The sequence below is a fragment of the Amycolatopsis sp. CA-161197 genome (assembly GCF_050942255.1).
Taxonomy (GTDB): Bacteria; Actinomycetota; Actinomycetes; order Mycobacteriales; family Pseudonocardiaceae; genus Amycolatopsis.
Window position 1 is genome coordinate 7,994,944 of record NZ_CP192059.1, and the last position, 21,232, is coordinate 8,016,175.

The window sequence follows — 21,232 nt, forward strand, 5'->3', positions numbered from 1 at the left end:
CGTGTTGGGAATGGACAGCGGGCTGACCGGTTTCGATCACGGTCAGCCCGTTTTCCGTCCTCCCGGCGATAACCTTCGCACGTGAGCGGTTCTGGGGTGTGCGGTCTGCCGCACGGGTTGTGCGAATTCGGACAGCCGCTGGTGTCGTTGCGACACTTTGTGATCGGTTGAGGACAGTGGCAGTCGACGAACCACCGACGATCCGCGTCCTGCGGTGGGGATTGTGGCTGCAGGTCGCCGCCGCCCTGTTGGCGACGGGCTACGGCGTCGCCGAGGTCGGGGACAGCAGCGGCTGGTGGAGTGCGTTCCTCGTCGCGGGTGTGGTGCTCGACGTGGCCGGTGCGGCGACGTTCGCGGCGTGCGCCGTCGCACTCGGCGGTGGTGCGCGGTGGGTGCTGCGTGCGATGACGACGGTCAACTGGCTGATCGTGATCCAGGGGATCGTGCTGATGCTGAACGGGCACTTCTTCGCCAGCGTGTTGTGGGTGCTCGTGGGAGGCCAGCTGCGCGTCGCGAGCCACGGCGCCGAGGAGTGGTTCGACGCCTGAGCCGCTGCCGTCCGGGCCGCTGACGCCTGAGCCGCCGCGTGTGCGCCGCGGCGGTCACGTCCGCTCGGCGACTCTTCGCACCCGGTGCGTCGTCCTCGGGATCCACGCCCACAGCGCCCCCGCCGCGGCGAAGCCGACGAATCCACTGGCGACGATCCCCAGCCCGAGCCCGGCCAGTGCGGTCACACCGGCCAGCAGCAGCGGGCCGAGGCCGGACCCGATGTCGGCCAGCTCGTTCCAGATGCCGATGTGGGTCGGGCGGCCGACGGTCGGCGAGACGTCCGCGCCGAGTGTCATCACGATGCCCGAGCCGAGGCCGTTGCCGAAGCCCATCACCATGGCCACCAGGGCGAGCAGAACCGGCCCGTGCGTCAGCGGCATGAGGACGAAGGAAGCTCCGAGCACGAACGTGCAAGGGACGGCGACCCACCGGCGGCCACGGCGGTCCATCACCTTGCCCGCCGGGTAGAAGACCAGCGCGTCGATCGCGCCGGCGAAGCCGTAGATCACCGAGCTGACCGTGGGCGAGAGGCCGAGGTGGGCCGCCCACAGGGGAACGACGGTCTGGCGCGTCTGCCGGATCCCCGACAGCAGCAGGATGCCGACGCCGAGCGTCGCGTACACCCGCCACTTCTGCTTGACCATCCCCCACGTCGTGACCGCCGCCGCGGCCGCGCGGTTTTCCTCGACCGTCTCCAGGTCCGGCACCCGGTACACGACGATCCCGGCCGCGAGCACCGCGACGAGGCTCAGGTAGTACGCGCCGGCCTGTCCCCAGATCTGCATCGCCGCGGCCCCGGCGAAGGGACCCAGGAACAGCCCGACGCGCATCGTCCCGCCGAGCGTCGACAACGCCCGCGCCCGCATGTGCAGCGGCACGGCTTCGGTCAGGTACGACTGGCGTGCCAGGCTGTACACCGCGCTCGCCGCACCGATCAGCAGTACGCCGGCGCCGTAGACGACCAGCGCCGCCTGCCCCGCGCCGATGTTCACCAGGCACAGCACCAGCCCGACGGCGGTCACCCCGGCCGCCACCAACATCGACTTCCGCTCGCCGACCCGCGTGGCGAGGATGCCCGCCGGGATGTTCGTGATCAGCGAGCCGATCCCGAGCAGCGCCCCGATCAACGCCGCCACCGACGTCGTGGCCCCGCGGTCGATCGCGCTCAGCGCGACGACCGGCAGCATCGACCCTTCCGCCAGCCCGAACAACGCGGCGGGCCCGTAGACCGCGACAGCCACCGACCGCAGCCGAAACTCCTCAGCCATGCCCGGCCACCGCCGCGATCAGCCGGTCACGGCCGGAACCGTTCGCTCTCCGACCTCCGGAGTGCCACAGAGCGAGGCGACTTGGTATTTCGGCAGCGAGAAGTCCTGTGCGCACGGGCCGATCTTCGCAAGCCCGGCCTGCTCACCGGCCCGCTCGTGGCGAGTCCCACACCGGTCACCGACCGACTGGAGCACAACTCCCGCGGCAGAACTCCACAATTCCCCTCGAACGGACTTTTCGCGGGCAGCCTCAGAACTTGTCGACGTCGATGATGGCTTTGGCGAACGGCTGCGGTGCTTCCTGGGGCACGTTGTGGCCGATCCCGGTGAACGTCCGGTGCTCGTACTTGCCCGTGAACTTGTCGCGGTAGGCCTTGCCGTCGGCCGCGGCAGCGTCGAAGTCGCTGCCGATGGTGATCGTCGGGACGCCGATCTTGGGTGAGGCCTGAAGCTTCTGCTCGTAGACGTCGTACTGCGGTTCGCCCGGCGCGAGGCTTTGGCGCCAGCGGTAGTTGTGCACGACGATGGCCACGTGGTCGGGGTTGTCGAACGCCTGCGCCGTGCGGTCGTAGGTCGCGTCGTCGAAGTTCCACTTCGGAGAGACGTTCTTCCAGATCAGCTTGTTGAAGTCGTGCCGGTACTTCGTGTACCCGAGGACACCGCGGTCCGTGGCGAGGTAGTACTGGTACCACCAGCCGTACTCGGCCAGCGGCGCCAGCGGCTGCTTGTTGACCTCCAGGTTGTTGATGCCGTACCCGCTCACCGCCACCATCGCCTGAACCCGCTCCGGCCACAGCGCCGCGATGACGTCCGCGGTGCGCACACCCCAGTCGTAGCCGCCGAGGATCACCTTGTCGAGGTGCAGCGCGTCCATCATGGCCACGATGTCGAGCGCGACGACCGCCTGCTGTCCATTGCGGACGGTGTCCTTCGACAGGAACGTCGTCGGCCCGTAACCGCGCAGGAACGGCGCGAAGACGTGGTAGCCGGCCGCCGCGAGCAGCGGGCCGACGTCGACGTAGCTGTGCGGGTCGTACGGCCAGCCGTGGAGCAGGACCACCGGTTTGCCCGTGGCCGGACCCCACTCGGCGTACCCGACGTCGAGCAGCCCGGCCTTGACCTGTTTGATCGGGCCGAGCGAGGTGTTCTTGCCGGAGCCGACCCTGAGGTCGTCGCCGGGTGCGGCGGCGGGCGCGGCTGCCGGTGCGCCCTGTCCGGTGGAACACGCGGCCAGCGACGCGGCCGCCGCCGTCGCGGCAAAGGCCTGGCCGAACTGCCTCCGGTTGATCATTCCAGCTCCCTGGGAGATAGTGCTTGTTCGTTGACGCGCCAAACCTATGTGGACAGTGATCTTCGGCGCGAGCGTCAAGTGACGCTGTCGGTGTACGTCACCGCCACGGGTTCCCAGGAGCGGCAAGGGTTCCGTGGACGGTGATCGTCTCCCCGTGCCGCACGAACCGGATGTCCGGCAACCGCCGCCGCAGCCAGTCGAGCACGAAGTAGTTGGCGCCGAGCACATCACACCGCACCCGCGTCGAACCGCCGTCCGACAGAGCGTTCGTCAGCTCCTGCAGGAGTTTCCGGCCGATCCCGCGGAACTGGTAGTCCTCGGCGACGACGATGCCGATGTCCACCCCGTCACCGTCGTGGTCGGTCGCCATCAGGTGCCCGACCACGGTCTCGCCGTCGAGCGCGAGGAGCACGACCTGGCCGGGCGCCACCGTGGTCAGCGTGGTGAGCAAAGCCGGGGAGATGTACCGGATGCCGGAGAAGAACCGGTGGTACCGGCTGGCGAGCGACAGTCCGATCAGGAATCTTCCGACCGGCTCACCGTCCCCGGCGACAGGTCGGCGGATGACGATCCGCGCCGCCAGGTCGGCGTCAGGAGCCATGGCCCCTCACAGCGTCGGCACCGGAAGCCCCAGCGCCTTGGCCGACTCGGCCCGCATCTCGATCTTGCGGATCTTGCCGGTCACCGTCGTGGGGAACTGCTCCACCAGGCGCACGTACCGCGGGATCTTGTAGTGCGCCAGCTTTCCCGTCGCGAAGGCGCGGATCGCTGCGGCGTCGAGCGGGGCCGAGCCGGCGCGCACCTTGATGCACGCGCACAGCTCCTCGCCGAACCGCTCGTCGGGCACACCGACCACCTGCACGTCCTCGATGTCGGGGTGCGTGTAGAGGAATTCCTCGATCTCCCTCGGATACACGTTCTCCCCGCCCCGGATCACCATGTCCTTGATCCGGCCGACGATCAGCGCGTAACCGTCCTCACGCATCACGGCGAGGTCGCCGGTGTGCATCCAGCCATCGGCGTCGAGGACGTCCGCCGTGCGTTCCGGGTCGTTCCAGTACCCGATCATCACCGAATAGCCACGCGTGCAGAACTCGCCCGGCGTCCCGCGTTCCACGGTCTCACCGGTCTCGGGGTCGACGATCTTGATCTCGACGTGCGGGTGCACACGCCCGATCGTCGCGGTGCGCCGGTCGAGGTCGTCGTCGGCCAGCGTCTGGCACGACACCGGTGAAGTCTCCGTCATTCCGTACGCAATGGACACTTCCGCCAGGTGCATCTCGGTGACACAGCGCTTCATCACCTCGACGGGACACGGCGCGCCGGCCATGATCCCCGTGCGCAGCGTGCTCAGGTCGTACTCCGCGAAAGCGGGCAGCGCCTGCATGCCGATGAACATCGTCGGCACGCCGTACACCGCCGTGCACCGTTCGTCCTGAATGGACTTGAGCGTGGTCGCGGGGTCGAACGCCGGGCCGGGGATGACCATCGCGGCGCCGTGCGTGGTGCAGCCGAGGTTGGCCATCACCATGCCGAAGCAGTGGTAGAACGGCACCGGGATCGCCAGCCGGTCTTCGGGGCTGAAGCCGATGGTCTCGGTGACGAAGAAGCCGTTGTTCAGGATGTTGCGGTGGCTCAGCGTGGCGCCCTTGGGAAACCCCGTGGTCCCCGACGTGTACTGGATGTTGATCGGGTCGCTCGGGCTGAGCGAAGCCAGCCGTCCGGCGAGGTCCTCCTCACCCGTCGCGCAGTCGAGCAGCTGCTGCCAGTCGTCGGTGTCGAGGTACACCACGGTGCGCAGCGCGGTGCCGGCACGGACCTCGTCGATCATGGCCCCGTAGTCGCTGGTCTTGAACGTGCTCGCCGAGATCAGCAGCGTGACGCCGGACTGTTCGAGCGCGTACGCCAGCTCGTGCGTGCGGTACGCCGGGTTGATGTTGACCAGGATCGCGCCGATCTTCGCGGTGGCGTACTGCGTGATCGTCCACTCGGCACAGTTCGGCGCCCAGATGCCGACGCGGTCGCCCTTTTCGACCCCGACGGCCATCAACGCCCGGGCGAGCGTGTCGACGTCCGCGTTGAGCTCGGTGTAGGTCCACCGCCGTCCGGTCGCGAACTCGACCAGGGCCTCGCGGTCACCGTGCGCGGCGACGGTGCGTTCGAAGTTCGCGCCGATCGTCTCTTCGAGCAGGGCCGGGCTGTCGGCGCCGCGGGCGTAGGAGAGCATGATCCACTCCGATCACTTGAGTTCGGCGGACGACTTGCCGAGCAGCCGGCGCGCCACGATGAGCTGCTGGATCTGTTGCGTGCCTTCGAAGATGTCCATGATCTTCGCGTCGCGCGCCCACTTCTCCAGCAGTGAGTCCTCCGAATAGCCGAGGCTGCCGGCGAGCGCGACGCAGCCCAGCGCGATGTCCGTGGCGCTGCGGCCGGCCTTCGCCTTGGCCATCGACGCGTGCATCGAGTTCGGCCGGGCGTTGTCCGCCATCCACGCCGCTTCGAGGGTGAGCAGGTAGGCCGCCTCGTAGTCGGCCTCCAGGTCCAGGAACGTCGCGACGGCCGCGGGTTGCCGCGGGCCGGCGCGGTCGTAGTCGATGGTCAGGCCGGCCTCGGCGAGCAGCGTGCGCGTCTCGTCGAGCGCGGCCCGCGCCACGCCGACGGCCATCGCCGCGACGAGCGGACGGGTGTTGTCGAACGTCTGCATCACGCCGGCGAAGCTGCGTTCGACGTTGATCTCCGGGTCGCCGAGCAGGTTTTCCCGCGGCACACGCACGTTGTCCAAGCGTAGGTGCGCGGTGTCGGAGGCACGGATGCCGAGCTTGTGCTCCAGGCGCACGAGCTCGAACCCCGGCGAGTCCTTCTCCACCACGAACGACTTGATCGCCGCGCGGCCCAGCGTGCGGTCGAGCGTCGCCCACACCACCACGGCGTCGGCGCGCTCGCCGGAGGTGACGAAGATCTTCTCACCGTTGAGCACGTAGTGGTCGCCGACGAGCACGGCCGTGGTGCGGATGGCGGCGGAGTCGGAACCGGTGTCGGGCTCGGTGATGGCCATCGCCGCCCACTTGCCCGCGAACCGTTCGGCCTGCTCGGCGTTCGCGACGGACGCGATGGCGGCGTTACCGAGGCCCAAGCGGGGCAGGGACAACAGCATTCCCGCGTCACCCCAGCACAGCTCCATGATGCCGAGCACGCTGGCGAGGTTGCGTCCGTTGCGGACTTCCGCGGTCGCCGAGGCCCGCCCGCCCGCCGTGTTGAGGCTGTCCGCGAGCGGCGCGAGGGCGTCGAGCTCCGGCGGACGCGTGTGCTCGGCGCGGTCGTTGCGCCGGGAACCCGGCCGGAGCAGCTTCTCCGCGGTGAGATGGGCCTGGTCGACCACTGTGGACAGTCCGGCCGGCACTTCGAGGTGGATCACTGGCTTGCTCCTTGCGTACCGGTTCAGACGAGCACGACACCGCTGGCGACACCGACCGCGCGCAGGTCGCGGTACCAGCGTTCGACGGGGTGTTCCTTGACGTAGCCGTGGCCGCCGAGCAGCTGCACGCCGTCGCTGCCGATGCGCATGCCCTTGTCGGCGCACAGCCTGCGGGCGAGCTCCGTCTCGCGGGCGAACGGCAGCCCGGCGTCGGCGCGAGCGGCCGCGCGGTAGGTGGCCAGCCGCATGCCTTCGAGCTCGATGGCGATGTCGGCGACCTTGAACGCGACCCCCTGGCGATGACTCACCGGCTCCCCGAAGGCGACGCGCTCGTTGACGTACGGGATCACGTAGTCGAGCACGGCCTGCGCGGTGCCGACCGCGAGACCGCACCAGGCCAGCCGCGACAGCCGCACGCACTCCGCGTAGGCAGCCGGCTCGGCGTCACCCATCAGGGCCGTTTCGGGTACGTGCACCGCCGCCAGGTCGAGCCGTCCCGTGCCGGCCGCGCGCAGGCCCATCGCGGGTTCGGCCTCGACGCTCAGCCCCGGGGCGTTCGCCTCGACGATGAACAACGCAGGCCCTTGGCCGGCCAGCTCCGCCGCGACCACGAACATCTCGGCCTGCGCGGCCCGCGCCACCAGCGACTTGGCCCCGTCGAGGACGAACCCGCCCGCCGTGCGGCGGGCCACCGTGCGCAGCTCGAACGGGTCGAACACGGCCCGCGGCTCGAGGATGGCGAGAGCCGCCGCCGGCACGGTGTCCCCGACGAACTCGGGCAGGTACGCCTCCTGCGCCTCGCCACTCCCCCACAGCACGAGCGCAGTGCTCACGGCCGACGAGGCGAGGCACGCCACGGCCAGCCCCATGTCGCCGGTGGCCAGTGCCTCGGTGACCAGGGTCGCGGTGACCGCGGACCGCGCGGTGGCCACGCCGCCGAGCTCCTCCGGCACCCCCAGCAGGCTGAGGCCGAGCTCGGCGGACTTGGTGACCAGGTCGTCGGGCGCCGCGCCCGCCGCGTCGGCCTCGCCCGCCCGCGCACGCAGGTGCTCGGCGGCGAACTCGGCGACGGTGTCGCGGATCAGCCGCTGATCCTCGCTCGGGGTGAAGTCGAGCAGGTCGGGCGGGGTGTCGAACGGGGGCCGGCGGGGGGCACGGCTGGCCATGGTTGATCTCCTGACGTGCGGAAACGGGCATGGGCCCGAGGAAAAGAGCGAGGTCGTGCGGTGGCGCTCAGGCGTTCTTGGCGCGAGTCCCGGCACGACGACGAACGGGGGCGGGAGCCTGGCCGAGGCCGGCGATCAACGCGTCGAGCCCCAGGCGCCAGCGGCGGTCCACCGACTGCTTCGAGCCGCCCAGCCGGTGGGCGCTCTCGGCGGCTACAATGCCCTGGACGTAGGCGAAGAACACGTGCGCGATGTCCGTCGGGTCCGCGGCGAACAGGCCCGCGTCGACGGCGGTGCGGATGTGGTGCACGAAGATCTTGCGCACCTTGACGCCGGCCTTGTCCTCGTCCTGCGTGGGGTCGAAGTCGGTGAACGGGCGCGAGAACATGATCTCGGCCAGCACCGGGTTCGCGACCACGAAGTGGCGGAAGGCCTCGGCGAGGTGCCGCAGGGCCGCCAGCGGGTCGTCGTCGGCCGGCAGCGCGGCCAGATCGTCGCCCAGCAGGCGGAATCCCTCGAAGAAGACCTCGCGGATGAGGCCCGCCTTGTCGCCGAACACCTCGTAGATGGCCGGGACCGAGGCCTCGGCCCGGCGGGCGACCGTGCGCGTGGTCAGCCCCGCCACGCCCTCCTCGGCGAGGACTGCGAGCGCACTGGCCAGCCCGCGCTCGCGCAGCGCTTCGGTGCGTTGCTTCACCCGGGGCACAGCGCGATCGTAACACTCTGCCTCCCTGGTGTGAACCGACGTTACGGAACATCGATACGGAACAACGTTACGCTCGTCGCCACTATGCATCGCCCGGCCCGCCGCCGCTACCCTTGAATGGGGGTAACCGCGTTGTCGGCCTCCGGCCGCTCTGCCACCATCGCGATCATTCCCCTTGTCTGCCAACGAAAACTTCCAAGGAGAGCGTTGTACGTCACCTGGACAGCCCGGTTAGCGAGCGCTAACATCGAGCGTGTTAACGACCGCTAACAACGGGTCGCGGACGAGCAGGTGTGCGCCGGTCAGGCGCGGCTCGTGACCGAAGCGACGAGAGTGCCGCACACACGATCACCGCCCCGGGGAATCGCCGGGTTCAGCGGTCCGCCTCGGCCACCAGGTGACGCCGAACGAAACAACTGTCCTTTGGACTCGAGGGAGTCATCGTGATCGACAACAGGCTCAGTGAGGAACACGAGGAACTGCGCAAGACGGTCGCCGCGTTCGCGCGCGACGAGGTCGCGCCGGTCATCGGCGAGTTCTACATGCGCGAGGAGTTCCCCTACGAGATCGTGGCGAAGATGGGGGAAATGGGCCTGTTCGGCCTGCCCTTCGACGAGGCGTACGGCGGGATGGGCGGCGACTACTTCGCGATGTGCCTGGCCGTCGAGGAACTGGCGCGGATCGACTCGTCGGTCGCGGTCACGCTGGAGGCCGGCGTGTCGCTGGGCGCCATGCCGATCTACCGGTTCGGCACCGAGGAGCAGAAGCAGGAATGGCTGCCGAAGCTGTGCACCGGGCGGGTGCTCGGCGCGTTCGGCCTCACCGAGCCGGGCGCCGGCTCCGACGCCGGCGGCGCGCGGACCACCGCTGTCCGCAAGGGTGACGACTGGGTGATCAACGGCTCGAAGGCCTACATCACCAACTCCGGCACGGACATCACCGGCGTGATCACCGTGGCCGCGGTGACCGGCACGGACGACAAGGGCGCCAAGGAGATCTCGACGATCATGGTGCCGTCGGGCACGCCCGGCCTGAGCGTGTCCAAGCCGTACTCGAAGGTCGGCTGGGCCGCCTCGGACACGCGTGAGCTCGGGTTCGACGACGTGCACGTGCCCGCCGCGAACCTGCTCGGCGGCCTCGGCCGCGGCTACGCGCAGTTCCTCTCGATCCTCACCGAGGGCCGGGTCGCGGTGTCCGCGCTGGCCACGGGGCTCGCGCAGGGCTGTGTCGACGAGTGCGTGCGCTACGCCAACGAGCGCGAGACCTTCGGCCGGCCCATCGGCAAGTACCAGGCCATCCAGTTCAAGATCGCCGAGATGGAGGCCCGCACGCACACCGCGCGGCTGGCCTACTACGCGGCAGCCGCGAAGATGCTGCGCGGCGAGCCGTTCAAGCGCGAGGCCGCCATCTCGAAGCTCATCTCGTCCAACGCCGCCATGGACAACGCCCGCGACGCCACGCAGATCTTCGGCGGCATGGGGTTCATCAACGAAGCCCCGGTTGCGCGGTACTACCGCGACGCCAAGATCCTCGAGGTCGGCGAAGGCACGAGCGAGGTGCAGAAGATGCTCATCGCCCGCGAGCTCGGGCTCTGACGCTTGCGCGCGATCGGCGGGGCCCCGGGTTCGCCCGGGGCCCCGGTGAAGAAGGTATGACGACCAACAGTAGGTCATCCTAGTAAATCGGAGGTACGATCCCGCCATGGAAGGCACTCGGACATACAGCTGGGTGGACCCCCAGGAGATGGCCAAACTCAGCCGCGAGATGGACGGGCTCGAGTTCAGCCGGCACCTGCTCGACGCCGGCGAGGCCGGGATCATGCCGATCGCCGCGACCCTGGGCTTCCGGCTCGCCGAGATCGAGTCCGGCCACGCCGTGCTCGTGGGCGAGGTCGGCGAGCACCTCTACAACCCGATCGGCATCGTCCACGGCGGGGTCGCCGCGACGCTGCTCGACAGCGCCGCCGGCTACGCCGTGCAGACGACCGTGCCGGTCGGCAGCACATACACCACTTTGGACCTTTCGGTGCACTACCTGCGGCCGCTCACCGCGGACATCGGCACGCTCCGCGCCACCGGCCACGTGATCAACCGTGGCCGGCGGACCGCGCTGGCACACGCCGAAGTCCGCGACGCGAAAGATCGGCTGCTCGCGCACGCGACGAGCTCGTGCATGGTGTTCACCACCGACGCGTGACGGTGACGAGGCGGACATGAACGGACCCGAGCTGCGCTCCCGTCGTCCACTGTGGCCCACCCCGACGGCCACAGTGGACGACGGGAGCGCGATCCGGCGCATCATCGACGACCTGCTGCCCGAGCGGCTGGAGCGGCTGCGGAAGGTGACCGGCCTGCCGATCGCCCTCGGCGGCACCACGCGGCACGGCACCGGCGGCCTGCACCTGGTGCTCGACCGGCTGATGGGCAACTCCGGCGATGCGTTGCGGGGGCTCGTCGTGCAGTCCGGGAAGGGGCTCGGCGGGTGCGTGCTGCGCAGCCGGACCCCGTTCCGGGTCAACGACTACGCGTCCACGATGGCGATCACCCACGAGTACGACGTCGTGGTGCGGCAGGAGGGGCTGACCTCGGTCTTCGCCGTGCCCGTGCTGGTCCGGGGTGAGGTGCGCGGGGTGCTGTACGGCGCGGTCCGGGAAGGCAACCCGATCGGCGACCGGACCGTGCGCAGTGCCGTGGTGGTCGCCGAACAACTGCAGTCCGATGTAGAGGGACGATTGCGGCGCGATCCCGGTCATGCGGCCGTCCGCTCGCGGGGTGCGCTCGCCGAGCTCGCGGCACTCATCCGAGACACGAGCGATCCGCAGCTGCGGGCGCGGCTGGAGCGGATCCAGGCGGACCTGACGGGTGAGCCGGCGCGGGCCGAGGTCGCGGCGTCGGCTTCGCTCGCGCCCCGCGAGATCGACGTGCTGCGGCTGGCGGAGGTGGGGGCCAGCAACCTGGAGATCGCCGCCCGGCTGGGGCTGAGCCTGGAGACCGTCAAGGCCTACCTCCGATCGGCGATGCGCAAACTGGAAGTCCACAACCGGACTGCCGCCGCTCATCAGGCGCGGCTGAACGGACTGTTGTGAAGGGACGGGGCCACGGCGGCCGTGGCCCCGTCCGGCTAGCCGAGCTTGAAGACCGGCAGCACCGGCCGGCCGTAGGTCGCGGTCATGATGTCGGCCGTTCCCCGGTAGAGCCCGAGGACCGCGAACACCACCGTGACGTACCCGGAAGCCTGCACGAAGCCCTTGGCTCCACTGTGGACGCCGATCATGAGGAGCACCAGCGCCGCCAGCAGCAGCACCAGCACGCTGACGAGCACCGCGTCCGTCCGCAGGGCCGAGACGAGGAAGACGAACGTGAGCACGGCGAACATCGCGAGGAACACCGTGAGCCCGCTCGACACCGCCGCCGCGGGGTCGACGTTCGCCTTGGTCGCCGCTTCGACGACCTTTTCCTCGAACGTCGTCTGGATGAAGCCGTAGATCACCCAGAACGGCCCGAAGCTGCCGAACACGACGGCGCCGAAGACGTTGCCGCGCACCACTTCGAGCACGGCGACGATGATCTGGATCGCGCCGCCGAAGAAGAACGCCACCGGGATCACGAGGGCGGCGCCGGCGGGGTTGACGAAGTTTCCGTTGTAGAGGCCGAGCATGAGCGACGTGGCGGAAAACGCCAGGATCGCCCACGCACCAGGATCGGCGATCGGGACCGTCCGTTCGGCCGGTTTGTCGAAGGTCTGTTCGTGGACAAGAGATTCGTGCTGAACAACACTGGTCATACGAGTTCTCCTTGGGGGGTCGCGACCAGTAAAGGTCGTGCGCGCCCGAGCGGCTACCCCCGGCCGGGGGTGACTTCGCCGTAGGGAACCCTTGTGGTGACACGCAATCCGTAGCCCTCGAGGCCGACACGTTTGCCCGGGTTGTCGGAGAGCAGGCGCATGCTGCGGATGCCGAGGTCGCGCAGGATCTGGGCGCCGGTGCCGTAATCCCGTGCGTCGGCCGCGACACCGTGGACGAGGTTGGCGTCCACAGTGGCTTGATCGGCGTCCTGTAGTTGGTACACCTGGAGTTTGTGCAGCAATCCGACGCCGCGGCCGGCGTGGCCCCGCATGTACAGCACAACTCCACGGCCCTCGTCGGCTATCGCCTGCAAAGCCGCGCCCAGCTGTCTCGCGCAGTCGCAGCGCAGGGAGCCGAAGACGTCGCCGGTCAGGCACTCCGAGTGCACCCGCACCAGGATGTCCTCACCGTCGCCGATCTCGCCGTACACGAACGCGATGTGCTCAATGCCGTCCAGCAGACTGTCATACCCCACCGCGCGGAACGTGCCCGCCGCCAGCGGGATCCGGGCCTCGGCGACCCGCTCCACCTGCTTCTCGGTACGGCGGCGGTAGGCGATCAGGTCGGCGATCGTGATCACGCGCAGGTCGTGATCGGCGGCGAACACCTCCAGCTCGTCACGCCGCGCCATGTCGCCCTCGTCCTTCTGCGACACGATCTCACACAGCACACCGGCGGGGTTGAGCCCGGCCATGCGGGCCAGGTCCACCGCGGCTTCGGTGTGCCCGGGACGCCGCAGCACACCACCCTCCTTCGCCCGCAGCGGCACCACATGGCCGGGGCGGCGGAAGTCCTTGGCCGAGGCGGCCGGATCGGCCAGCAACCGCATCGTGTGCGCCCGGTCGGCCGCGGAGATCCCGGTGGTGATGCCTTCGGCGGCGTCGACCGTGACGCTGTACGCAGTCCCCGCACGTCCTGGTTCGTGTGATACATCGGCGGCAGATCCAGCCGATCAGCCTCAGCCTCGGTCAACGCGACACACACATACCCCGAGGTGTAACGGACCATGAACGCCAGCAGCTCGGGCGTCGCCTTCTCGGCCGCGAAAATGAGGTCACCCTCGTTCTCCCGGTCCTCGTCATCGACCACCACCACAGCCTTGCCCGCCGCGATGTCCGCCACCGCCGCCTCGATCCCCTCGCGGCCGGTCACCCCTTGGCCTGGCGCAGCAGGCGGCGGAACCGGAACCGCGAGCCGCTCGTGGCCGCGGCGAGGTCGCCACCGGCCAGGTCGATCGCGGCTTGATCGAGAACGGACATCACGTGTGCGTAAAGCGACGACCCGAGGCTGATCCGCTTCACACCGGCTTGGTGGAGTTCGGACACCGTCAGCGTTTTGTCCGCCGGCGACACCACGACGTTGACCGGCTTGGGCGCCACCGCCTGCACGATCTTCTCCACCGAAGCGAGATCGGGCGGGAGCGGCGCGAACAGCACGTCGGCGCCGGCTTCCGCGAAGGCGCTGAGGCGGCGGATGGTGTCGTCGAGGTCGTTGATGCCCTGGATGAAGTTGTCGGCGCGGGCCGTGACGACGATCCGCTGCTTCGCCGCCCCGACGGCGTGGCGGACGCGTTCCACGGACTCGTCGAACGGCCGGATCGGGTTCTCACCCGTCCCGGTCGTGTCCTCGACACCGATACCCGCCAGCCCGGCCTCGACCGCCGCCTCGACGGTGGCGGCCACGTCCTCGGCGGTCTCGCCGTAGCCGTCCTCGAAGTCGCCGTTGATCGGGAGCTCGGTGAGCCGCTTGAGGAGCTTCGCGTGGTCGAGGTGTTCTTCGCGGCTCACGGCGTGGCGGCCGTCGAACCGGCCCAGCGTCGCGGCGAACGCGGCCGAGCTGGTGCCGATCGCCTCGAACCCGGCGTCGGCCATGAGCAGAGCGGAGAGGCCGTCCCAGGCGTTGGGCATGACGAGCCCCTCGGGGCGGGTGTGCAGCGAGAGGAAGTGTTCGTAGGTTTCGGAGCCAGGCATGGCGGCGGTCCTTCGGCGGTCGGGGTGCGGCGGTTCAGCGGCTGGGCGGGTCGCGGTTCAGCGGGTCAGGTCGGGGAACTGGTCGTCACGCCATTCGATGGTGGCCTCGGCGCCGAGTTCACGCGCCCGCAGCTCGACGCGGCGGATCTTGCCCGAGATCGTCTTGGGCAGATCGGCGAACTCGAGGCGGCGCACGCGTTGGTACGGGGCCAGGTTCTCCCGGGCGTAGCGCAGGATCGACAGCGCCGTCTCCTTGGTGGGCTCGTGTCCGGGCGCGAGCCCGATGTAGGCCTTCGGCACCGCGAGCCGGACGGGGTCGGGCGCGGGCACCACGGCCGCCTCGGCGACGGCCGGGTGTTCGATGAGCACCGACTCGAGTTCGAACGGGCTGATCTTGTAGTCGCTGGCCTTGAAGACGTCATCGGTGCGGCCGATGTAGGTGAGGTAGCCGTCCTCGTCGATCGAGGCGACGTCGCCGGTGTGGTAGTAGCCGCCGGCCATGGCCTCGGCGGTGCGTTCGTCGTCGGCGAGGTAGCCGGTCATCAAGGTCAGCGGGCGTTGTGCCAGGTCGAGGCAGATTTCGCCCTCGCCCGGACCTTGCACGACTTTGCCGCTCGCGGGTTCGACCAGCACGACCGGGACGCCCGGCAGCGGGCGGCCCATCGAACCCGGCTTGACGTCGGATTCGGGGGTGTTGCCGACCTGGGCGGTGGTCTCGGTCTGGCCGAAGCCGTCGCGGATGGTGATGCCCCACGCCGCGCGGACGCGTTCGATCACCTCGGGGTTGAGCGGTTCGCCCGCGCCGATCGCCTCACGCAGGCCCGCCGGGCGGTCCCCGAGGTCGGTGTTGATCAGCATGCGCCAGACGGTGGGCGGCGCACAGAACGTTGTCACTTTTCGCACACGCAGCTGGTTCAGGAGCGCGGCGGCGTCGAAGCGGCGGTAGTTGTAGACGAAGATCGTCGCCTCGGCGATCCACGGGGCGAAGAAGCAGGACCACGCGTGTTCGCCCAGCCCGGCGACGAGATGTTGAGGTGGACGTCGCCCGGCCACAGGCCCAGCCAGTACATCGTCGCGAGGTGCCCGACCGGGTAGGAGACCTGGGTGTGCTCCACGAGCTTGGGCCGTGTCGTGGTGCCGGAGGTGAAGTACAGCAGCAGCGGGTCGCCGGGCGCGGTGCCGGGGTGCTCGACGGGGGTGTGCGGCAGGTCGGCGGCCTCGTTGAGATCGGCCCAGTTGTCGGCCGGGCCCACGCTGATCCGCGTGTAGTCGCCGGGAACGTCGGCGAACTTGGTGGTGTCGGCGGCGTTGCAGATCACGTGCCGGGGCTCGCCCCGGGCGATGCGGTCGGTGAGATCGGCGGGCCCGAGCGCGGTCGTGGTCGGCATGATCACGCCGCCGAGCTTCATGATCGCGAGCATGCTTTCCCAGAGCTCGACCTGGTTGCCGAGCATCAGCAGCACGCGGTGTCCTTTGCGGACTCCCCGGTTTCGCAGCCACGCCGCCAGGCGGTCGGACGCGCGGGACAGCTCGCCGAACGTTCTGCGCGTCTCCGAACCGTCTTCCTCGACGATGACGAGGGCGGGGCGGTCGTTGTCCGCGTTGTCACGGGCGACGGCGTCGAACCAGTCGACGGCCCAGTTGAACCGCTCGCCCAGCTCGGGCCAGCGGAACTCCTCGGCCGCGCGGACGTGCTTGCCGCGCAACGCCAGCAGCTGGTCGCGACTCGCCTTGTAGGCCCGGTGTGCGTCGCTCGTGCTCAACGGCGATCCTTCCTTCGGCGGGATACCGCGACTATGCGTTTCCCGGCCGGTCCGTCGCTACCCTTGAACGGGGGTAACCGCGTTGATCGCCGGTTTTCCTTTTGCGACAATGACTTCCGTGCCGCACGGCGTTCGGAGCTCCGCTCCCGCGCGCGTGCGCGCGTGACTCTCGTTCCACAGTGGACTCTCACTGCCTGGCGACTTCCGGAGGAGGACCCGTGCCGTTCGACACCGACCGATTGCCGTCGTGGCTGGTCTGGCAGCAGCGCCCGTTCCCCGACGCGAACCTGCTCCTGCTGCCCGGCCGGCAGCCGGCCCTGGTGGACAGCGGCTTCGTCGGGCACGCGGAGGAGACGGCCGCGTGGGTCCGCGCGCACACCGCGGCGCTGAGCCTGGTCGTGAACACCCACTGGCACTGCGACCACGTCGGCGGCAACGCCCTGCTGCAGCGCAACGGCGCCGGCATCGCCGCCAGTGCCCGCGACGCACTCGCCGTCGCCCGTCGCGACCCCGGTTGCTGCCAGATGGAGTACCTCGACCAGCCCGTCCCGCCCTACTCCGTCGATGAACTGCTCGACGACGGACAGGTGCTGTTACTCGGCGACACCGAGTGGGAGGTGATCCGAACACCCGGTCACACCCCGGGCCACCTCGCCCTCTGGCAGCCCGACGAACGCCTCCTCGCCGTCGGCGACGCCCTGTCCGACTACGACGTCGGCTGGGTGAACCTCGCCCTCGACGGTCCGGACGCCACCACCACCGCGCTCGATTCCGTACACCACCTGATCGATCTCGACCCCCGCGTGCTCCTTCCCGCACACGGCCCCATCCCCGCCGACACGGGCGCCGCCCTCGCCAACGCCGCGCGCCGCGCCCAGCGCCTCGTCGACGACCCCGACGGCGCCGTCTGGTACGGCGCCCGCCGCGTCTTCGCCTACGCCCTCATGATCCGCGACGGCATTCCCACCGACGCGGTCGAGCCCTACCTCCACGCCCGCGCCTGGCTCAAGGACGCGGCCTGGCTGCTCCGCCGCTCCCCCGAATCCCTCGCCACGGACCTCATCACCACCATGCTCACCGCCGGCTCCATCGTCTCGCGCAACGGCAAACTCCACGCCGCCGCCGAAAACACCCCCGTCCCGCCCTCCTCGCTGCGCCAACCCCCACCCTCAACCTGGCCGGCCGTCGACGCCGACCACCTGCCATGACTCCGCCCACTCCGAACACCGCCTCCCCACCCCCGCGCCCGGTGGTCGTGACCTCGCGACCACCACACACATCCTTCGTCCGGCAGCCGACTACCGGCCATCCCGACCACCACCGCACCACCCGATTCCAAAACCCGCGCCGCACCAAAGCCGCCCCGCCGAAACCCGCGCCAGCCACCGAAGAAGCCCACTGCCCTCACACCCCGGTCACCGCAACAAACCCCGTCTGCGACCTGGCCGCGAACCATCCCGAACAACATCGACCTGACCAGTTCCCACGACCGCGGCGCAGCACGCGCCGGCCCACCCCGATGTTGCGCCGAAAACCTCACCACCCGCCGTCGAACCCCGCGGCCCTCACATCCCCAACACCACAACAAAACCTGCCCAGAAATCAGCCGCAAACCGTCCCCGGGCAACACCAAACCGACCCGTTCCCAACACCACGCCGCAGCGCACAGCCCGCGCACCCCAACCACCCCACCGAAACCCTCACCAACCACCGAAGACCCCCACCACCCCCACATCCCCATCACCACACCGGAAAATTCGCCTAGGAGTTGAACGTGCACGAGTCCCCACACAGTCGGGTCGCCTGGGTGCGGGCGGCGGCCGCGTTGTTCGGCGTTGCGTGGGGGGCGAACCACTTCACGCCGCTGTTGCTGGTCTACCGCGGTGAGCTCGGGTTGCCGGAGTCGGCGGTGACGAGCATCTTCGGCATCTACGCCGTCGGCCTGGTGCCGGCGCTGATCTTCAGCGGGCGGGCGGCGGACCGGTACGGGCGGCGCGCCGTGTTGCGGCCGGCGATGCTCGTCTCGGTGCTGGCCACGCTCGTGCTGATGCTCGGCCCGGTGTGGTGGCCGTCGCTGTACGTGGGGCGGTTCCTGGCGGGCGTCGCGTCCGGCGCGGCGTACAGCGCGGGCACGGCGTGGGTGACGGAGCTGTCCTCGCCCGGCCGCGGGGCCCGGCGCTCGGCCGCCGCGTTGTCGCTGGGGTTCGGGATCGGGCCGTTGCTGGCCGGCGCGCTCGCGCAGTGGCTGCCGTGGCCGGTGGAGCTGCCGTACGTCGTGCACCTGGCGCTGATGGCCGGAGTGCTGGTGCTCGCGTGGCGGGTGCCGGAAACCGCGCCGGCGCTCGCGCGGGCCGAGCGTGTGCAGTGGCTGCCGCGGCCGGCGGTGTCACGCCACTTCCTGCTCGGCGTGGTGCCGTGGGCGCCGTGGGTGTTCGGGACGGTCGCGATCAGCATCGCGACGCTGCCCGCGCTGCTCCCCAGCCACACGGCGAGCTCGATCAGCACACCCGTCGCGTTCAGTGGCCTGGTCGGCGGCCTGACTCTGCCGCTCGGCGCGCTCGTCCAGCCGATCGCGCGCCGCCTCGCGCACGCCGGGCACCTGCACGCCCCCGTCGCCGGCCTGCTCGTCACCGCACTCGGCCTGGCCGGCACCGCGCTCGTCGCGTGGCACCCGGCCACCCCGCTCGTCCTCGTGACGGCCGTGGTCCTCGGTACCGGCTACGGCATCCTCATGGTCACCGGACTGGACAAAGTGGAACGCATGGCCGAGCAGCACGAGTTCGCCGGCCTCGTCAGCATCTTCTACGCACTGGCCTACCTCGGGTTCGCCGCGCCGTACCTGCTCGCCGCGCTCGCCGGCGGCGCCTCCTACGCGGCGTGGCTCGTGATCGCCGCGCTGGCCACGCTCGCCACCATCCCCCTCATGATGCTCGGCGGTCAGCCCTTGACCCTCCCCTCGGCAGATGGAGACCGACATGAACCAGCCGTTCGCGAACCCTGACTTCGACGCCTTCCGGATGTCCGAAGAACACCACGAACTGCGCGCAACCGTACGTTCCCTGTGCGAAAAACAAATCGCTCCCCACGCCGCCGACGTCGACGAGAACTCGCGCTTCCCCGCAGAAGCCCGCGCGGCGCTGACGGCCGCCGGGTTCCACGCGGTCCACGTCCCCGAGCAGTACGGCGGCGAAGGCGCGGACGGCCTGGCCGCCTGCCTCGTGATCGAGGAGGTCGCGCGGGTGTGCGTGAGCTCGTCGCTGATCCCGGCGGTCAACAAGCTGGGCAGCATGCCCGTGCTGCTCTCGGCGTCGGAAGACCTCAAGAAGCAGGTCCTGCCGACGTTGGCAAACGGACAGGCCTTGTTCGCCTACGGACTTTCCGAGCGGGAATCCGGCTCGGACGCCGTCGCCATGAAAACCAGGGCCCGGCTCGACGGCGACCACTGGGTCCTCAACGGCGCCAAAGCCTGGATCAGCAACTCCGGCGTGGCCACCTGGTACACCGTGTTCGCCGTGACCGACCCCGGCCAGGGCGCGGCCGGCATCTCGGCCTTCGTGGTCCACGCCGACGACCCGGGCTTCGAGGTCGGCGCGAAGGAACGCAAGCTCGGCATCAAGGGCTCCCCGACGTGCGAGCTCTACTTCACCGACTGCACCATCCCGGCCGACCGCATCGTCGGCGAACCGGGCACGGGCTTCAAGACCGCGATGCGCACGTTCGACCACACCCGGCCCACCATCGGCGCCCAGGCGGTGGGAATCGCACAGGGCGCGCTCGATGCCGCACGCAGGTATGTCAAAGAACGCACACAGTTCGGCAAGACGATCGCCGAGTTCCAGGGCGTGCAGTTCATGCTCGCCGACATGGCCATGAAGATCGAGGCCGCCCGCAGCCTCGTGTACCTGGCCGCCGCGAAGGTCGAACGCGGCGAGCCGGACAAGACGTTCTTCGCCAGCAGCGCGAAGTGTTTCGCCTCCGACGTGGCCATGCAGGTGACCACCGACGCCGTCCAGCTGTTCGGCGGCGCCGGCTACACCCGCGACTTCCCGGTCGAACGCATGATGCGCGACGCGAAGATCACGCAGATCTACGAGGGCACCAACCAGATCCAGCGAATGGTGATGGCACGTGCCCTGCTCAAAGGTTGACTTCCGCACACGCCGTTGCGAGACGACGAACACCTTCTGTGATTTCCTGCGCACCCGAGGCGTCGGCAAACCCCAGCCGCAGGTGCGGAGCCGGCGCCTCGGCGGCGAAGTACCCCCGGCCGGGCTCGCCACCCGTGAAGGCATCTTCGCCGGTTTCTCCGCCGGCGCCAACGTCGCCGCAGCCCTCAAGCTCCTGCGGCACGAGCTCGCCGGCGCCACGGTCGCCGTCGTCATCCCCGACTCGGGCCTGAAGTACCTGTCGACGGACCTGTGGGAGTAGCCGTGGCCTCATCGGCGTCCGGCGAACCGCGCCGGGCTCACGCCCAGCATGCGCTTGAAGTGCCTGGTCAGGTGCGACTGGTCGTAGAAGCCGACCTCGGTGGCGACCGCCGCGGCCGGCACCCCGGCCAGCAGCAAGCGCCGCGCGAGTTCCACACGGCGGCCGGTGAGGTACAGGTGCGGCGGCAGCGAAAACCGCCGTGTGAACGCGCGGATCAGGTGCGTCGGGTCCGCGTGCAGCAGGCGCGCCGCCTCGTCGAGCGGCAGCCCGGCGACGATCCGCGAGTCCAGCAGGTCGCGCAGGTCGTCGGCCAGCCCGCGGTCGGGCTCGCGGCGAATCACGTCGTGGCGCAGGTGTGTGCCGAGGCGTTCGAAAATGAACGCGAGCCGGCTCTGCGCCTCGAACTCGTCGCCCGGTGCGGCGAGCGTGTCGTGCAGCCGGCTGATCCGGTCCGCCAGCTTCGGGTCCGGCAGGTTCGGCTGGTCGGTCGCCGGGCCGATCAGGCGCGCGTCGAGCGCGTCCTCGGGCAGGTACAGCACGCGCTTGCGGAACCCGTGCGGCGCCGCGGTGCGGCCGTTGTGCGGCACGTGCGGCGGCAGGAGCACGACCTGCGAACGCAGGGTGCCGTGCTCGTGGCGGTCGAGGTCGTACTGGAGCACACCGTCGTCGAGGATCAGCAACGTCCACACGGTGTGCGTGTGCACGGGGTAGGCGTGCCGCACGAAATGCGCGTGGAACACCTCGCTGATGCCGGGAACGCCGGGGCTCCAGGCGGTGATCTCGGACTCGCCTGCCATGCAAGGAACGTACAAGAAATCCGCGCGCGGGGCGG

18 protein-coding genes and 2 pseudogenes are annotated in these 21,232 nt (G+C 69.9%); 8 read left to right on the top strand and 12 right to left on the bottom strand.

Features of this window, described 5'->3' with window-relative positions; genetic code table 11:
• The first annotated feature begins 176 nt into the window (after positions 1-176).
• The gene (locus tag ACQPXB_RS37760) at positions 177-548 is read left to right on the top strand and encodes a hypothetical protein (RefSeq protein ID WP_432846371.1); all 372 of its coding nucleotides are present in this window, start codon (positions 177-179) and stop codon (positions 546-548) included.
• Between the two features lie 54 nt (positions 549-602).
• Here ACQPXB_RS37760 and ACQPXB_RS37765 read toward each other — a convergent pair whose 3' ends face one another.
• The 7 genes from ACQPXB_RS37765 to ACQPXB_RS37795 form a co-directional block, all read right to left on the bottom strand.
• On the bottom strand, positions 603-1,817 hold the full coding sequence (locus ACQPXB_RS37765) for an MFS transporter (protein ID WP_432846373.1): 1,215 nt from the start codon (positions 1,815-1,817) through the stop codon (positions 603-605).
• Between the two features lie 250 nt (positions 1,818-2,067).
• Positions 2,068-3,108: an alpha/beta fold hydrolase gene (locus tag ACQPXB_RS37770; protein WP_432846374.1), complete on the bottom strand. Its 1,041-nt coding sequence runs from the start codon at positions 3,106-3,108 to the stop codon at positions 2,068-2,070.
• 97 nt (positions 3,109-3,205) lie between these two features.
• On the bottom strand, positions 3,206-3,709 hold the full coding sequence (locus tag ACQPXB_RS37775; RefSeq protein WP_432846376.1) for a GNAT family N-acetyltransferase: 504 nt from the start codon (positions 3,707-3,709) through the stop codon (positions 3,206-3,208).
• Between the two features lie 6 nt (positions 3,710-3,715).
• Positions 3,716-5,335 carry an AMP-binding protein gene (locus ACQPXB_RS37780; protein ID WP_432846377.1) on the bottom strand — a complete coding sequence of 540 codons (1,620 nt, stop codon included), beginning with the start codon at positions 5,333-5,335 and terminating at the stop codon, positions 3,716-3,718.
• Positions 5,336-5,347: 12 nt separating this feature from the next.
• Positions 5,348-6,523, bottom strand: coding sequence for an acyl-CoA dehydrogenase family protein (locus ACQPXB_RS37785; RefSeq protein ID WP_432846379.1), 1,176 nt, complete (start codon positions 6,521-6,523; stop codon positions 5,348-5,350).
• A gap of 23 nt (positions 6,524-6,546) precedes the next feature.
• The gene (locus tag ACQPXB_RS37790; protein WP_432846381.1) at positions 6,547-7,689 is read right to left on the bottom strand and encodes an acyl-CoA dehydrogenase family protein; all 1,143 of its coding nucleotides are present in this window, start codon (positions 7,687-7,689) and stop codon (positions 6,547-6,549) included.
• Positions 7,690-7,756: 67 nt separating this feature from the next.
• Positions 7,757-8,395, bottom strand: coding sequence for a TetR/AcrR family transcriptional regulator (locus tag ACQPXB_RS37795; protein WP_432846383.1), 639 nt, complete (start codon positions 8,393-8,395; stop codon positions 7,757-7,759).
• A gap of 443 nt (positions 8,396-8,838) precedes the next feature.
• On the opposite strand from ACQPXB_RS37795, the gene ACQPXB_RS37800 reads away from it, so the two are divergent.
• The 3 genes from ACQPXB_RS37800 to ACQPXB_RS37810 all read left to right on the top strand — a co-directional run bounded on the left by ACQPXB_RS37800 (position 8,839) and on the right by ACQPXB_RS37810 (position 11,480).
• Entirely contained in the window at positions 8,839-9,990 is a 1,152-nt protein-coding gene (locus ACQPXB_RS37800) for an acyl-CoA dehydrogenase family protein (RefSeq protein WP_366587475.1), read from the top strand.
• Positions 9,991-10,096: 106 nt separating this feature from the next.
• On the top strand, positions 10,097-10,591 hold the full coding sequence (locus ACQPXB_RS37805) for a PaaI family thioesterase (RefSeq protein WP_432846385.1): 495 nt from the start codon (positions 10,097-10,099) through the stop codon (positions 10,589-10,591).
• A gap of 16 nt (positions 10,592-10,607) precedes the next feature.
• A complete protein-coding gene (locus tag ACQPXB_RS37810) occupies positions 10,608-11,480 on the top strand; it encodes a LuxR C-terminal-related transcriptional regulator (protein WP_432846386.1) in 873 nt (290 codons plus the stop codon).
• Positions 11,481-11,515: 35 nt separating this feature from the next.
• Here the strand turns inward: ACQPXB_RS37810 and ACQPXB_RS37815 are convergent, their stop codons facing one another.
• From ACQPXB_RS37815 to ACQPXB_RS37830, 4 genes and pseudogenes are all read right to left on the bottom strand, one after another.
• Positions 11,516-12,178 (bottom strand): acetate uptake transporter, encoded by a 663-nt coding sequence (locus tag ACQPXB_RS37815; protein ID WP_432846388.1) that lies wholly within the window; start codon positions 12,176-12,178, stop codon positions 11,516-11,518.
• A 53-nt stretch (positions 12,179-12,231) separates the two neighbouring features.
• Positions 12,232-13,391 (bottom strand): annotated as a pseudogene (locus ACQPXB_RS37820) (bifunctional 3,4-dihydroxy-2-butanone-4-phosphate synthase/GTP cyclohydrolase II).
• Positions 13,388-14,209: an isocitrate lyase/PEP mutase family protein gene (locus ACQPXB_RS37825; protein WP_432846390.1), complete on the bottom strand. Its 822-nt coding sequence runs from the start codon at positions 14,207-14,209 to the stop codon at positions 13,388-13,390. The pseudogene ACQPXB_RS37820 and the gene ACQPXB_RS37825 overlap by 4 nt, the downstream one beginning before the upstream one ends.
• 57 nt (positions 14,210-14,266) lie before the next feature.
• Positions 14,267-15,972, bottom strand: a pseudogene (locus ACQPXB_RS37830) (AMP-binding protein).
• 218 nt (positions 15,973-16,190) lie between these two features.
• Here ACQPXB_RS37830 and ACQPXB_RS37835 point away from each other — a divergent pair.
• The 4 genes from ACQPXB_RS37835 (at position 16,191) to ACQPXB_RS37850 (ending at position 20,400) form a co-directional block, all read left to right on the top strand.
• Positions 16,191-17,180: an MBL fold metallo-hydrolase gene (locus ACQPXB_RS37835; protein ID WP_432846392.1), complete on the top strand. Its 990-nt coding sequence runs from the start codon at positions 16,191-16,193 to the stop codon at positions 17,178-17,180.
• Positions 17,181-17,746: 566 nt separating this feature from the next.
• On the top strand, positions 17,747-18,973 hold the full coding sequence (locus tag ACQPXB_RS37840) for an MFS transporter (protein ID WP_432846394.1): 1,227 nt from the start codon (positions 17,747-17,749) through the stop codon (positions 18,971-18,973).
• Positions 18,948-20,120 (top strand): acyl-CoA dehydrogenase family protein, encoded by a 1,173-nt coding sequence (locus ACQPXB_RS37845; RefSeq protein WP_432846396.1) that lies wholly within the window; start codon positions 18,948-18,950, stop codon positions 20,118-20,120. Before ACQPXB_RS37840 ends, ACQPXB_RS37845 begins: the two co-directional genes overlap by 26 nt.
• A gap of 82 nt (positions 20,121-20,202) precedes the next feature.
• On the top strand, positions 20,203-20,400 hold the full coding sequence (locus ACQPXB_RS37850) for a hypothetical protein (RefSeq protein WP_432846398.1): 198 nt from the start codon (positions 20,203-20,205) through the stop codon (positions 20,398-20,400).
• Between the two features lie 8 nt (positions 20,401-20,408).
• Here ACQPXB_RS37850 and ACQPXB_RS37855 read toward each other — a convergent pair whose 3' ends face one another.
• Positions 20,409-21,197 carry an AraC family transcriptional regulator gene (locus tag ACQPXB_RS37855; RefSeq protein ID WP_366587454.1) on the bottom strand — a complete coding sequence of 263 codons (789 nt, stop codon included), beginning with the start codon at positions 21,195-21,197 and terminating at the stop codon, positions 20,409-20,411.
• Positions 21,198-21,232 lie beyond the last annotated feature (35 nt).

Coding starts and splice junctions, on each gene's coding strand:
- ACQPXB_RS37765 (WP_432846373.1), bottom strand. CDS start 1,817: ATGGCTGAGGAGTTTCGGCTGCGGTCGGTGGCTGTCGCGGTCTACGGG.
- ACQPXB_RS37770 (WP_432846374.1), bottom strand. CDS start 3,108: ATGATCAACCGGAGGCAGTTCGGCCAGGCCTTTGCCGCGACGGCGGCG.
- ACQPXB_RS37775 (WP_432846376.1), bottom strand. CDS start 3,709: ATGGCTCCTGACGCCGACCTGGCGGCGCGGATCGTCATCCGCCGACCT.
- ACQPXB_RS37780 (WP_432846377.1), bottom strand. CDS start 5,335: ATGCTCTCCTACGCCCGCGGCGCCGACAGCCCGGCCCTGCTCGAAGAG.
- ACQPXB_RS37790 (WP_432846381.1), bottom strand. CDS start 7,689: ATGGCCAGCCGTGCCCCCCGCCGGCCCCCGTTCGACACCCCGCCCGAC.
- ACQPXB_RS37805 (WP_432846385.1), top strand. CDS start 10,097: ATGGAAGGCACTCGGACATACAGCTGGGTGGACCCCCAGGAGATGGCC.
- ACQPXB_RS37810 (WP_432846386.1), top strand. CDS start 10,608: ATGAACGGACCCGAGCTGCGCTCCCGTCGTCCACTGTGGCCCACCCCG.
- ACQPXB_RS37815 (WP_432846388.1), bottom strand. CDS start 12,178: ATGACCAGTGTTGTTCAGCACGAATCTCTTGTCCACGAACAGACCTTC.
- ACQPXB_RS37825 (WP_432846390.1), bottom strand. CDS start 14,209: ATGCCTGGCTCCGAAACCTACGAACACTTCCTCTCGCTGCACACCCGC.
- ACQPXB_RS37845 (WP_432846396.1), top strand. CDS start 18,948: ATGAACCAGCCGTTCGCGAACCCTGACTTCGACGCCTTCCGGATGTCC.
- ACQPXB_RS37855 (WP_366587454.1), bottom strand. CDS start 21,197: ATGGCAGGCGAGTCCGAGATCACCGCCTGGAGCCCCGGCGTTCCCGGC.